Below are 12,577 nucleotides of genomic sequence, written 5' to 3'. Positions count from 1 at the left end.
GCGCCGCCGGAGCCCCATCCGCCTCCCCGCCAGAGTAGACTGAAAGAACAGTAGTTTTTGAATAAGGGAGTCTTTTCTTGATGTTGAATGTGTCTCGCCCGTCGTGGGTTCGGAACGTTGTACTTTGCCTGCTGCTCCCCGCGGCAGGATTAACCGCCAACGCACAGGCCACCCCACAATCGGGCCTGGACCGTCAGCTCTCCCGCCTCGATATCGGCGTGGTCGCCTCCGCCATCATCAACAAAGACTCTAACGGCACCGTAGTCATCAACACCGCTCCAAAGGCGGTCAATCTCCATCCGGGCAATACCGTAGGCCCGCTCGTAACCATCCGCTATACGAAATCCCCATACCTCGGGTTTGAGTTCAACTACGGTTACGCCCGATACACCCAGACCTTCAAGCCGTTTGGAACTGCGCCGGTAGGTGGAGTCCAGCAGAACGCCTCCGAGTACACCTTCGGTTACGTCGCCCACTTCCGCCGTGAGTTTCATGGAATCGCACCCTTCGCCGGTGGCGGCGCCGGTACAACCGCCTTCCGACCCACACCGGGCGGCGGAGAAGGCCTGAGCCCGCAGGCACGCGCCACCTACTACTACAACGTCGGCGGCGACTACATGCTGAATAAGCACTTCGGAGCGCGCGCTGAGTTTCGCCAGCTGTTCTTCAAAGCTCCAGACTTCGAAACCAACTATCTCACCATCCAGAAACACACCACCGAGCTCCAGCCTGGGTTCGGCTTTTTCTTTCGCTTCTAGCCAGTAACACCGGCCGCTGCTGCGCCTGCTTTACAATCGCAGCGGCGGCGGCAGTCTGGCCGACAGAGGTCCCACCCCATGATGTCTCTCCCGCTCCTCTTTGCCATCGTCATCGTAGTTCTCTACCTGGTCAACTCTCTCAACATCCTCAAAGAGTACGAGCGAGGCGTGATCTTCCGCCTGGGTCGGGTCAAGCAGGCAGCAGCCGGCCCGGGCATCATCTGGATCTTCCGCCCCCTCGATCAGATCGTGCGCGTCAGCCTCCGCCAGGAGGCGATGGAGGTACCCCGCAGGACGTCATCACCCGCGACAACGTAACCCTCAAGGTCAACGCCGTCATCACCCTCCGCGTCGTCGACCCCACCAAGGCCGTCATCGAAGTCGCCAACTACATCTACCAAACCTCGCAGTTCGCCCAGACTACTCTGCGCTCGGTGCTCGGCGAAGTTGACCTCGACGGACTCCTGGCCCACCGTGAAGCCCTCAATATCCGCATCCAGACCATCATCGATGGCCACACCGCCCCCTTCGGCGTCAAAGTCGTCTCCGTCGAGGTCAAGCAGGTCGACATGCCTGAATCCATGCTCCGCGCCATGGCCAAACAGGCCGAGGCCGAACGCGAACGCAGGGCGAAGATCATTCACGCCGAAGGCGAGTTCAACGCCGCCGCCAAACTCGTCGAAGCCGCCCAGCTCATGGCCACCCAGCCCATGACCCTCCAGCTCCGCTACCTCCAGACCCTCACCGAGATAGGTGTCGAGAAAAATACCACCATCGTCTTTCCCCTTCCAATGGAGCTGATGAACCTGTTCAATAAGACGACACTCACGCCCGACGCGGCGCTGGAGAAGAAGGTCTGACCGTGAACAGCCGCTACCAAACCGACGATGACTTGCAGGATCTTCACGACTCTCGCGGACAGGATCGCGAGATCTCGCTTGGCGCCACCACAATCCTTGGCATCTTCCTCGCGCTTACACTGCTCTGCGCGGTCTTCTTCGGCTTCGGCTACTCGCTGGGAAGGCGTTCGGCCCCGCCCGCCGTCAGCGCAGCGGAGCTCCCCGCCGCAAGCTCTGAGTCCAGCGCCTCCAAACCCGCGCCGGGAAGCCCCGCAACCCACACAGCGCCCTCTTCGCCTCCAATCCAGGCCGACGACGCGAGCCAGACTGCCAGCCTCTCCGACGCTCCGGCCACCGCGTCCACCGAGCCGAACCAACCCACTCCCGCCATCACCAGAGTCAAGGCCGTCGCCGCAGACTTTCGCCCCGACACTCGCACCGAACCAGCGATCAAGCCCGTCACCAGGCCAGTGTCGCTCGCGCCAGCCGTGTCGGCAGCACCGGGAGTAGCTGTCGTCCAGGTAGCCGCCGTCTCACACCAGGAAGACGCCGACGTTCTAGTCAATGCCCTGAAGCATCGCGGCTACAACGTAGCCATCCACAAGGAGCCGCAGGACAAGCTGCTCCACGTACAGATCGGACCCTTCCCAACCAAAAAGGATGCCGACGCCATGCGGCAGCGTCTTCAGACAGACGGCTATAACGCCATCGTCAAATAGTCCACCGGCTTCATCTCCGGCGGCAGCGCCTCTACGATCGCGTTCCTGACCGCCCGCATCAGCTCCTCCCGCGTCGCATAGTCCGACGGCTCGATCGCCGGCAGCAGTTGAACCCGCGCCAATCCAGGAGTGATGGCGTTGCTTCCTTCCTCATCATCGTCTGCGTCCCCGACACAGCGATAGGAATAATCGGTGCCTTCGTCTCCTGAGCCAGAAAAAATGGCCCCTTCTTGAAGGTCGAGAGTCTCCCATCCAGCGAGCGCGTTCCCTCCGGATATACCAGGATATGCAGCCCTGAGCGTAGCGCATCCACAGCAGCCGCCACACTGGCCTGTGCGGCATCGCGACGACTGCCACGCTCTACCGGCACAAACTTCGCCAGCCTCATCGCCTTTCCCAAAAGCGGGATGTTCATCAGCTCCTTCTTCAGCAGAACCGAACTACGCCCCGGAAGAAGTGGAATTGTGACCGGAGGATCAAGATTGGAGACATGATTGCTCATGAAGATGCAGCTGCGTCCGGCTGGAATATTTTCAAACCCGCTGATCTCGATCTCAATTCCAGCAGCACGCACCCCCGCGTTCGTAATCCACATCGCAACGCGATAGAGCCGGGTGATGTCTCCGACCAACAGAGTGTAAGGAATGCCAATGATCCCGGCGATTGGACCGAGGGCTAGATAAACAAAGGCGAGCTTCAGGGTTGCGAACATACCATCTTCAAGGATAACAGTCGCGACAGAGCCTCTCGTCCGCCGCCTTACCTGCTTGAAGTTCCTCTCGCGATCGCCGCCGGAAGCTTCGCGTAGATATTCCCGAATCCGCCATTGGAGAGAATCGCAATAACGTCTCCCTCGCGCAACTCCGGCACAATCGCTTCGACGATCGCCTCGGCATCTGCCAGCAAACTCGCAGGCACGCCACGCGTGTTCAAAGCACTCACAACATGATCAGGATGCAATCGTTCGTCCGCTGGAATGCTCTCGGATTTGAAGACCGAAGCCAGCACAACACGGTCCGCCAGCGCGAGGCTGTCCACCAGATCGACCTCAAACACATTCCGTCTCAGCGTGTTCGATCGCGGCTCCAGCACGGCCCAGAGTCGCCGGTTCGGATAGGACTCGCGCAGCGCACGGAGAGTCTCCCGAATCGCCGTCGGATGGTGCGCAAAGTCGTCGATGACCGTGACGCCCCCCACCACCGAGCGAACCTCAAGCCTCCGCTTCACACTCTTGAAGGTCGCCAGCGCCTCGACGATCGCCTCCGTCGGAACACCCTGCCCCGCTGCAAGCGCCGCCGCCGCAGTAGCGTTGAGCGCGTTATGCGCCCCCGCCATCGGCAGGCTCAGATCAGCAAACGGAGCACCCGCGCGGGTGACCGTCCAGCGAGTCAACGCCCCCTCATGCCGCAGATCCGCAAGACGCCAGTGCGACAGAGGATCGAAGCCGTAACGCTCGACCGCGCAAAAAGCCTTCTCCACGCATTCACTCACGTTCTCGCTGCCATCGAACGCAACAATCCGCCCCCGCCCCGGCACAAGATTCACCAGCCGCTTGAAAGCAATCTTGACCGCCGCAAGATCAGCATAGATATCCGCATGATCGAACTCGACGTGAGTCAAAATCAGAGCGTCAGGAAAGTAGTGAAGAAACTTTGGCCCCTTGTCGAAGAAGGCGGTGTCGTACTCATCGCCCTCCAGCAAAAACGGCCTCGTCGAACGAACATGAAAACTGGTCCCAAAGTTCTCCGCAACGCCGCCAATCAGAAACGACGGCGCCAGAGCCGGGTTTTGTCGAGACGCAACTTCATAGATCCACGCCAGCATGCTCGTAGTGGTCGTCTTGCCATGCGTCCCGGCAACAACCAGCGACTCCCGCCCCGGCAGAAACTCATCATGCAGAATCGATGCCATCGAACAAAATGGAATGCGTGTATCCAGAACACATTCAAGCTCGACGTTCCCCCGCGAGATCGCGTTTCCAACTACGACCAGGTCCGGCCTCGGTTCCAGATTGTTCTCCGAAAAGGGTTCACGAATCGGGATCTTAAGCGAAGCAAGCAGATCACTCATCGGTGGATAGGCCGCCGTGTCTGACCCCGTAACACGGTGCCCCTGGAGCTGCAGCATTCCGGCCAGCGAAGCCATCGCCGTACCGCAAATACCGATCAGATGAATGTGTTTGGAATTTTGCATGTCGCGAGACTCCAGCCTAACCGCTCACCGCTGCTTCGAGAAGGTGCATCCGCGGATTCCTCGCGTCGGCGAGGTCCAATCTGGCGGAGATACCCAGCGGCAGCGTCACGTTATACATGCTCACATGTCCACACCGCAGCCCAACGGCGATCGGACCATCAAACTCACGAAGCGAATGAAGAATCGCGCGCTCCAGATAGTCCCTTTCCTCCAGCGAAACACACTGCCCCATATCCCCAAAAACGATCCCCGTCACTTTCTCAAGAACTCCCGCATAGCGAAGATGCAGCAGCATGCGGTCCCACTGATACGGCTTGGTTCCGATATCCTCAAGAAAAAGAATGCTTTCCCTTTCAATGCGCGGAGCATAGGGAGTACCCAGCGTCTCCGCGAAGATAGAAAGACACCCGCCAGCGACCACGCCCTCCGCCTGCCCCCCACGCAAGACACGAAGACCCTCCCCTTCACCCAGCGACCAGGTAGTATCTTCCTCCAGACTGTGCCGCCAACTCGGCAGGTCCACGCCATCATCCCGCGAGAAATCAGCGGCGACCATAGGACCATAAAAAGTAACAAGGTTAGCTTCATTCTGAAGCCAGCAATGAAGCGAGGTATGGTCGCTATACCCAATAAACAGTTTTGGATTCGAGCGAATAAGCCTCGCATCAAGATAGGGCAGCAACTCAGCCGATCCCCACCCACCGCGCGTGCAGACGATCCCATCAATCTCCGGATCCGCAAAGGCTGCATGCAAGTCATGCAGACGATCTTCAAGTTTGCCCGCATAGTAAAGCGGCCCGCTATCCAGAGCATGCGGGCTCAGCATGGTCTTGTACCCCAGACGCTGCAAGCGGGCTATGCCGTGCTCCACCAACTCCGGCTTAGGAGTACTCGCCGGCGACAAAACCGCAAGAGTCGCACCCGAACGCAGCGCACCCGGCTTGATAAGAGATGTTGTCACAGTCCCACGACCTCACCGCGGCAGATAATCTCCGCAGGCCCCGTCAAGCGCATCACGGCGTCGCTCGAAGGCCATACCGTTCGCTGAGGTCCACCCTCTGCAATCGCAATCAACTCCCGTTCCGTGCCGCAAAGCGCCATCGCCGCAGCGGAAGAAGCACAAGTTCCCGTGCCTGACGAGGTCGTAGGCCCACAACCCCTCTCAAAGATGCGAAACGCTATCTCCGAAGGGGACAGAACCCGAACGAACTCAACGTTAGTCCCGTGAGCAAACAAAGGACTCACGCTGATCTGCGCCCCAAGCTCCTGCCAACTCAGACCATGCGCGCTGAAATCATCGCTGTCGACCAAGAGAACAAAGTGAGGGTTTCCAACATTCACCATCGCGCCTGGCACCTCGCCCACTCCAGGCAACACAATCGTACGCTGCATCACGCGCGGAACGCCCATCTCGCTCTCGATCAGATACAGCGGATCGTTCGACTCAATCACATGACAGCTCCGCATTCCACCATGAGTTCCGAGCGCGACCTCCAGCCGTCCTTCGCTACTCGCCAGCCACGCAGCAACGCAGCGCGTTCCGTTACCGGAGAGCTCCGCCTCGCTGCCATCTGCATTGAAGAGACGCAGAAAAAACTCGCCGTTCGCCCTTCGATCCAGAAACTCGATACCATCCGCGCCTACACTGGTGTTCCGCGCACAGAGCTTGCGGGCGAGTTCAGCATGCCGACGCTGCGCCAGCGGTTCCTCAATGATCAGAAAGTCGTTACCGCAAGCATTCGCTTTGACAAAGTCAATCATGTGTTCCTATTGTGCCTCAAGGCTGCATATATGGAATCGGCAGACGTTACTTCGGCGATGCAACATTGGATCGGTCAGATTTATAAAGACGTGCGCAGGGCTGGCCGCTGGTGCAGAGGATCGTCAGCTCGGTAAGCCCCTGAGGATGCATCGCAACAGCAGCCGCCACCGGATCTCCAGCGATCGCGACAACATACCCCGCGTGCTCAGCAGGCGCAGCCAGCGCCGCCTGAAAGCTGTCGTAATCTCCTTCGTTGACTGTCTGCCGCAGAGGAATTCCAGCATCCTGTAGCGCTCCGACGTGATCGGAGTTGTACATCAAAATGGTCGAGCCGTAAGGGAACTCGCCCAGCTGGCGAGCCAGCGCCGTCTCAAACGCAACACGAGTGGTTGAATTGACCAGCGCCTCTTTGAGTACCAGCGGCGTGCGGTACATCATTCCGACGGTATTCAAAGCGATCAGCAGAAGAACCAACGGCTGCATCAGTCTTTTAGCAAGCGGCTGCGTCTCGCTCCATCGCCGCTCCATCCACTGCACTGCCAAAAATGCAAAGATCGCAAGTGCCGGCAGCAGCTCCATCCCATAGCGCGAGTTGTAGTATGAGTGCGGCCACAGCTGCGGAATGAAGATCGGCACCGAACCGTAAGCTACCGAATAGATGTAAAAAGGCAGAGGCATCCAGAGCAACAGCGACGACAGTGCGAGGCGGCGACGTATAGCCAGGATCAGTCCACCCACGGCCGCGGCCATCAGCAGAAACCCCGTCTCCCAGAAGGCCGCATCCACCTGCGCAGTGCGCGTATAAAACAACAGCGCCCACGCAGGGTTGTGCCATCCGCGATGGTGGTGGCCATTAGGCGGCATCGTCTTCTTTTCGATCGCCGCCGCCGAGTAAGGCCCACGCAAGAAGTCCAGCGGATCATGAAAGAAGTGCTGATTGTAGGCCAGCCAGCTAACAGGCCCGGCAATCACGAGCAGGGTGAAAACAACAAAAGAGGAGCGACCTTGCGCCACACCTCACGATTGCGCGCGAGTGAGAAAGTTACAACGCACCAAACCGCAGCACCAAGAATCCATCCGTCGTAACGCGTAAAAACAGACGCCAATATGAAAATAGCAAGCAGAAGCAGGCGGCGGCTAACGGCGCTCGGTCGAGAACCTCTGATTGCAGCGACGCATTCAACGGTAAGCAGGGTAGTCCAGATGAGAAGCATCAGGAACAGCGGCTCGGTCATCGCCGTGGTCGACAAATAAAGCAGATTCGGATTGAGCGCGTAGAGAGCCGTCGCCGCAAGAGCCCATCGAGGAATCATGAGCCACCGCGCGAGACGATAGATCCCGGCGACGCTGGCGATGTAGCAGATCAGCGAGGGCCAGGCGCCCGCGAGTCCGTTCTGCCACCATTCAACCTTTTGCACAAAGGGCAGCATTAGCAGATGAGGCAACGGCAACCAGACTCCACCCAGTTGGACGAGGCCGGGGTTGCGCGAATCCAGAATGCGACGAGCGATTCCAAGATGAGCAACAGCATCACCGTACAGCAGCAGATATCCGCGAGAGTAGGACAGCAGCAACGCGATGAAGGACAGTAGCACCGCCGCCAACGCAACTGGAAAGGTCTCCTGTCGTGTCGCCGGCCGCACCTCTTCAGGATCAAACTTCGCGTCGGCCGAGTCCGCGGCACGGGCCGCAAAGGCCGATGCCGCCGGCTTGTCGAGCCGGGAAGTTCGAGACGATTTAGACCCCCGCATGTTCAAGATGCGAGATCTCCAGAAAGAGCTTGAAGCGTTCATCGATCTCTTCGCGAGACACATTCTGCATACGCTCGGTTCCGAACCGTTCTACCGCGAACGAACCCATCACGCCGCCATAAAACATCGCGGTGCGAAGAACCGCAGGCGTCAACTCACGCTGAGATGCGAGATATCCATAGAAGCCGCCTGCAAACGAGTCCCCAGCCCCAGTAGGATCAACAACCTCCGCAAGAGGAAGAGCCGGTGCCCTGAATGGACGCAGCGCCCTGTCAACACCAGGGAATGAGCGATCGCCGAAGAAAGCGGTCGCGCCATACTCGCCATGCTTGACCACCAGCGTCTTCGGTCCCATGGTAAGCACCTTCTCGGCCGCCAGAACAAGATTGCGCTCACCGGCCAGCATGCGTGCCTCACCATCATTGATCAGCAGCACATCGAGCTCACGCAGCACCTTGGCAAGGTTCGCAGAGTGATCGGCAATCCAGTAGTTCATCGTATCGCCGCAAACCATCCGAACGTTGGACATCTGACTACGCACACGAGACTGCAACACCGGATCGATATTCGCAAGAAAAAGATACTCGCTGTCTTTATACACATCCGGAATCTTCGGCTCGAAGGTCTCGAACACATTCAAGTCTGTACCTAAAGTCTTCGCCTCGTCCATATTGCCTGAGTACGAACCGGTCCAGTGAAAGCTCAGCCCCTCCGACCGCTCGATACCCCTCGTATCGATGCCGCGACGAGTGAAAACCGCTTCATGTTCAGCAGTAAAGTCTTTCCCCACGACGGCAATAACACGTACCGGCGTGAAGTAACTGGCAGCAAGCGAGAAGTGTGTTGCCGCGCCACCCAGGCAGTCCTTCACAGCACCATGGGGAGTTTCAATGTTATCGAATGCGACCGAACCTACAACAAGAATTGCCATAAACTCCCTTTTGGAACACCAGTTTTTTTAATTAGTAACTATCTTCAGTACATAAATCTAAGAACCCGAATAATTCACTCTAGAGATACTTTTCGAGGAGCAGCGACAGCTTTTGCTTTGTCTCCGCTGGAATTGCCTTGCGATCGGTAAGAATGGCGTGTTTCAAAGCTTCAACGCAGGCGCAACCCTTCAGCATATCCGCAGGCATCGCCGCAACAGCCGCACGGACCACCTTGGAAGCATTGTCTGCATTCTGATGCATCACGGCAACAATCTGATCCACGGTGACGTCGTCGTGACCCGCACGCCAGCAGTCGTAATCAGTGACCATCGCCACGGTGGCGTAGCAGAGCTCGGCTTCGCGAGCCAACTTCGCCTCCTGCAGGTTAGTCATCCCAATCACATCTGCGCCCCAGCTTCGGTAAAGGTTCGATTCCGCCCGGGTGGAGAACTGCGGACCCTCCATGCAGACATAGGTCCCACCGAGCTTGCCGACAACACCAACAGCGTCACAAGCCTGTTTCAACACGACAGCCAACGGCGCACAGATCGGATCGCCGAAGGCGACATGAGCAACGATGCCGTCGCCAAAAAACGTAGAAGCGCGAGCGAAGGTACGGTCGATAAACTGATCCGGAATTACGAAGTCCGTCGGCTTGTGTTCTTCTTTCAGCGAGCCCACCGCCGAGACCGAAAGAATCGAATCGACACCAAGCATCTTCATCGCAAAAACGTTGGCGCGGAAGTTCAATTCACTGGGAAGAATGCGATGACCACGTCCATGACGAGCAAGAAAAGCGACATTCCGGCCTTCGAGTTCACCCAGAACAATAGCATCGGACGGATCGCCGAATGGAGTTGTCAGGCGTTCCTCACGCACATTGGTAAGCCCTGGCATGGCGTACAGGCCGCTTCCCCCGATAATTCCAATCTCTGCCTTCTTCAAAATAACCTTGCTCCCTTTAGCGGACACGTTGCGGCTGGCTACTTCGCCCCTATGGAAGTATACCGTTGCAGGCTGCTTTCACTGACCGCGCCGAAGGATGCCAAAACCCTTGACATAGACAACGCCGGTTCTGTCACTGGCATAACAGCCTGTTGCATCGGCCCCTGCGGCTGCATGCTCGCGATCGTGTCGCGCAGCTTTCTTGCGAGCGCCAGCTTGAAACCTTCACCAATGAAAACAGCATCTCCAAAGCGAGAGATCAGAACATCTCCTCGTTCGTCGAGTAAACCAACTCCGTCTCATCGGCTTCATCTTTCTTCCGCTCCACAACGTTGGAGTACTTTCTCGGAATCTGCGCCGCGTAGATGCGGAGGAAAGAACTCGCCGAGTCAGCATTCTTCCAGCGCGAGTAGTAGAGCAACCCGATAGAGGCCGTTGACTCCTTCTCCGCCGCAGTCACAGCCGATCTGCGTTGCGCTGCATAGTAGACACCGCCGTTCCACTCCGGCGCCAGAGCAGATCCAATCTCCCTTCCACCGAACAGCTCGGCAAGAATGCGAACATCCAGTTCCCCCATCACGCCGATGTCATATGGGATGTACTCCGGGTCGAGCAGCGGATGAATATTCGGCAACCGAATCACCGGCACCGGCGCATGCGCCATATAGGCCTCCGGATTCATGATCTCGAAGCTCGAAGAGGGAGGATTCGCAAGCACACCACTGAACGCCGCCTCTTTGCCCGCCTTGACCAAAATCGCCTGCTCGAAGCTAAGCCCTTCGCCATACGGAAACAGTAATGACTCCTGGAGCAAGAGAGGAGCCCGCGCCATCACCGGCGACCCTCCTGCATCCGTCACCTGATCCTTCAACTTGTCGGCTAGATCCGGCGCGTCCGCAATCGTCTTCCCCGATGGCCGCAACGTGTAGTCGATGAAGACCGCCATCGCCTGCCCCTCCGCCACAGCCGTACGTGCGGTGTCTGCCTCATCCACCTGCAGATGGTGATTGTCTTCCTGCACGTTATAGGAAGTGTTAGCCAGACTCACGTCAGACCAGCTGGTCAGATTGATCCTCTGATCCTGCAGCGCGTGAGTCAGTTCATGCGCCAGCACCGGCTTCTGCTCGTCAGGCTCGATCCAGTCAAGCAGGTTAACCGTCTTCGTCTTGTTGTCGTAAAAGCCGGCGACCTGCTCGGTCAACAGCGACAGCAAAAATGGTCGAAGATGAAAATCACGATCGAGCATCCCGAACTTCTTAAGCACAACCTCCGACCGCTCCATGCGCTTGGCGCCTTCATCCTCGTCGAACTTCTGCTTGAGATACCGATTGACCTGATCGCGCGAGATAAGTTTGCGTTTCACGGCATGCTCAATCGGCAACTTGGTGTCGCTGCTGACGAAGTTGAGAATCTCGTCCACAGAACGAAAGAGCTCCTTCGCCTGCTGCTTCGTCATCGGCTGCTGACTCGTCGCAGGCACATTTGGCTGAGGAATACCTTGAGTCGCCGTCTGCGCTGCGTACGCCGCAAAACTGACCGACCACAGCGCAAACGCCGCGATCATCCTCGTCGAACCCTCACTCCTGGCCCAAAGCCTTCCCAGCAACATAACCCTCTCGATCCACCGCTATAATCAAGTGTACGCAAGTTTCTTGCATCAATCCGTCATGAGTTCACCAGCACAATCCGATATCTCGATCTCCTCAACTTCGACTCCCGCCTCACAGCTCGCGGCGCTCCTCGAGAACACCGGCCTGGCCCCTTTGCACAACACCGGCTGGATCCGTGTCACCGGAGAAGACCGCGTCCGTTGGTTGAACGGCATGGTAACCAACTCAATCCAGCATCTGACTGCTGGCGAGGGCACCTATAACTTCCTCCTCAGCGTTCAAGGCCGCATCCAGGGCGACGCCACCATCTTCGCCCGCCCAGGCGATCTCCTCATGGAGACAAGCTCGACCCAGGTCGCGAACTTAGTAGCGCTCCTCGACCGGTTCATCATCATGGACGACGTCGAACTCGCAGACATCAGCAGCACGCGATCGGGTCTGTTAGTCGCTGGGCCGAAAGCAGCCTCGCTCCTGCAGCGAATCGGTCTCAAAACCGATAATCTCGAAGTCCTTGCGATGCGCTCGCTCACCTGGAACGGCACCGAAGTGGACATCCTGCACGCCTACAGCCCTCTGGTCCCACGGTACGAGCTGTGGGCCGACGAAGCGACAACCGCAGAGCTGGTCAGCATCCTTCAAAGCCTCGGCACAACGCTCTGCGAAGATCAAAGCCTCGAATGGCTCCGCATCCTCGAAGGCACTCCGCAAATCGGAGTTGACATCCGCGACCGCGAGCTCCCGCAGGAGACCGGTCAGACTCGCGCCCTGCACTTCGCCAAAGGCTGCTATCTCGGTCAGGAGATCGTGGAGCGAATCCGTTCCCGTGGCAACGTCCATCGCACCTTCAGCGGCTTCCGTCTCGCAGGCGACCTCCCCCCACCGGCGCAGCACTCCAAGCAGACGGTAAACAAATCGGCGAACTCACCAGCGTCGCCGCCATTCCACTGCCCGGCGAAAACCTCACCACCATCAACTTCGGACTTGGCTACATCCGCCGAGAGGCCTTAGACCGCGGCCTTCCAATCGTTCACCCCGGCGGTGTCGCCATGCCGGTCTCGCTTCCCTTTT

Annotated in this window: 12 protein-coding genes and 1 pseudogene; 4 read left to right on the top strand and 9 right to left on the bottom strand. The window is 58.2% G+C overall.

Annotated features, from left to right (window positions below):
• Positions 1-80: 80 nt before the first annotated feature.
• The 3 genes and pseudogenes from RBB80_RS14595 (at position 81) to RBB80_RS14585 (ending at position 2,316) form a co-directional block, all read left to right on the top strand.
• Positions 81-758: an outer membrane beta-barrel protein gene (locus tag RBB80_RS14595; protein ID WP_433969676.1), complete on the top strand. Its 678-nt coding sequence runs from the start codon at positions 81-83 to the stop codon at positions 756-758.
• A 78-nt stretch (positions 759-836) separates the two neighbouring features.
• Positions 837-1,618 (top strand): annotated as a pseudogene (locus RBB80_RS14590) (slipin family protein).
• A gap of 2 nt (positions 1,619-1,620) precedes the next feature.
• Positions 1,621-2,316, top strand: a complete 696-nt coding sequence (locus tag RBB80_RS14585; RefSeq protein WP_433968997.1) for an SPOR domain-containing protein — start codon at positions 1,621-1,623, stop codon at positions 2,314-2,316.
• Positions 2,317-2,374: 58 nt separating this feature from the next.
• Here RBB80_RS14585 and RBB80_RS14580 read toward each other — a convergent pair whose 3' ends face one another.
• The 9 genes from RBB80_RS14580 to RBB80_RS14540 form a co-directional block, all read right to left on the bottom strand.
• Positions 2,375-3,028, bottom strand: a complete 654-nt coding sequence (locus RBB80_RS14580) for a lysophospholipid acyltransferase family protein (protein WP_433968996.1) — start codon at positions 3,026-3,028, stop codon at positions 2,375-2,377.
• 47 nt (positions 3,029-3,075) lie between these two features.
• Entirely contained in the window at positions 3,076-4,509 is a 1,434-nt protein-coding gene (gene mpl, locus RBB80_RS14575; RefSeq protein ID WP_433968995.1) for a UDP-N-acetylmuramate:L-alanyl-gamma-D-glutamyl-meso-diaminopimelate ligase, read from the bottom strand.
• A gap of 16 nt (positions 4,510-4,525) precedes the next feature.
• Positions 4,526-5,470, bottom strand: coding sequence for a S66 peptidase family protein (locus RBB80_RS14570; RefSeq protein ID WP_433968993.1), 945 nt, complete (start codon positions 5,468-5,470; stop codon positions 4,526-4,528).
• A complete protein-coding gene (dapF, locus tag RBB80_RS14565) occupies positions 5,467-6,270 on the bottom strand; it encodes a diaminopimelate epimerase (protein WP_433968991.1) in 804 nt (267 codons plus the stop codon). The genes RBB80_RS14570 and dapF overlap by 4 nt, the downstream gene beginning before the upstream one ends.
• A gap of 46 nt (positions 6,271-6,316) precedes the next feature.
• On the bottom strand, positions 6,317-7,285 hold the full coding sequence (locus tag RBB80_RS14560; RefSeq protein ID WP_433968989.1) for a hypothetical protein: 969 nt from the start codon (positions 7,283-7,285) through the stop codon (positions 6,317-6,319).
• Positions 7,240-8,022 (bottom strand): glycosyltransferase family 39 protein, encoded by a 783-nt coding sequence (locus RBB80_RS14555; RefSeq protein WP_433968987.1) that lies wholly within the window; start codon positions 8,020-8,022, stop codon positions 7,240-7,242. The genes RBB80_RS14560 and RBB80_RS14555 overlap by 46 nt, the downstream gene beginning before the upstream one ends.
• Complete coding sequence (locus RBB80_RS14550) at positions 8,009-8,953, bottom strand: PfkB family carbohydrate kinase (protein WP_433968986.1); 945 nt, start codon at positions 8,951-8,953, stop codon at positions 8,009-8,011. Before RBB80_RS14550 ends, RBB80_RS14555 begins: the two co-directional genes overlap by 14 nt.
• 79 nt (positions 8,954-9,032) lie before the next feature.
• Complete coding sequence (gene mtnP / locus RBB80_RS14545) at positions 9,033-9,899, bottom strand: S-methyl-5'-thioadenosine phosphorylase (protein ID WP_433968984.1); 867 nt, start codon at positions 9,897-9,899, stop codon at positions 9,033-9,035.
• Positions 9,900-10,158: 259 nt separating this feature from the next.
• Positions 10,159-11,508: a hypothetical protein gene (locus RBB80_RS14540; RefSeq protein WP_433968983.1), complete on the bottom strand. Its 1,350-nt coding sequence runs from the start codon at positions 11,506-11,508 to the stop codon at positions 10,159-10,161.
• Positions 11,509-11,566: 58 nt separating this feature from the next.
• Here RBB80_RS14540 and RBB80_RS14535 point away from each other — a divergent pair, with 58 nt between their 5' ends.
• Entirely contained in the window at positions 11,567-12,517 is a 951-nt protein-coding gene (locus RBB80_RS14535; RefSeq protein ID WP_433968981.1) for a YgfZ/GcvT domain-containing protein, read from the top strand.
• The last annotated feature ends 60 nt before the right edge of the window (positions 12,518-12,577 follow it).

The organism is Tunturiibacter gelidiferens (assembly GCF_051013345.1).
GTDB classification, from domain to species: domain Bacteria; phylum Acidobacteriota; class Terriglobia; order Terriglobales; family Acidobacteriaceae; genus Edaphobacter; species Edaphobacter gelidiferens_A.
The sequence above is the reverse complement of the archived record's forward strand: the minus strand, read 5'-3'. Positions and strand labels throughout refer to the sequence as shown.

What these genes read in the sequence shown, in the direction of transcription:
- RBB80_RS14595 (WP_433969676.1), top strand. Translation starts at nt 81, where the DNA reads ATGTTGAATGTGTCTCGCCCGTCGTGGGTTCGGAACGTTGTACTTTGC.
- RBB80_RS14580 (WP_433968996.1), bottom strand. Translation starts at nt 3,028, where the DNA reads ATGTTCGCAACCCTGAAGCTCGCCTTTGTTTATCTAGCCCTCGGTCCA.
- mpl (WP_433968995.1), bottom strand. Translation starts at nt 4,509, where the DNA reads ATGCAAAATTCCAAACACATTCATCTGATCGGTATTTGCGGTACGGCG.
- dapF (WP_433968991.1), bottom strand. Translation starts at nt 6,270, where the DNA reads ATGATTGACTTTGTCAAAGCGAATGCTTGCGGTAACGACTTTCTGATC.
- RBB80_RS14555 (WP_433968987.1), bottom strand. Translation starts at nt 8,022, where the DNA reads ATGCGGGGGTCTAAATCGTCTCGAACTTCCCGGCTCGACAAGCCGGCG.
- RBB80_RS14550 (WP_433968986.1), bottom strand. Translation starts at nt 8,953, where the DNA reads ATGGCAATTCTTGTTGTAGGTTCGGTCGCATTCGATAACATTGAAACT.
- RBB80_RS14540 (WP_433968983.1), bottom strand. Translation starts at nt 11,508, where the DNA reads ATGTTGCTGGGAAGGCTTTGGGCCAGGAGTGAGGGTTCGACGAGGATG.
- RBB80_RS14535 (WP_433968981.1), top strand. Translation starts at nt 11,567, where the DNA reads ATGAGTTCACCAGCACAATCCGATATCTCGATCTCCTCAACTTCGACT.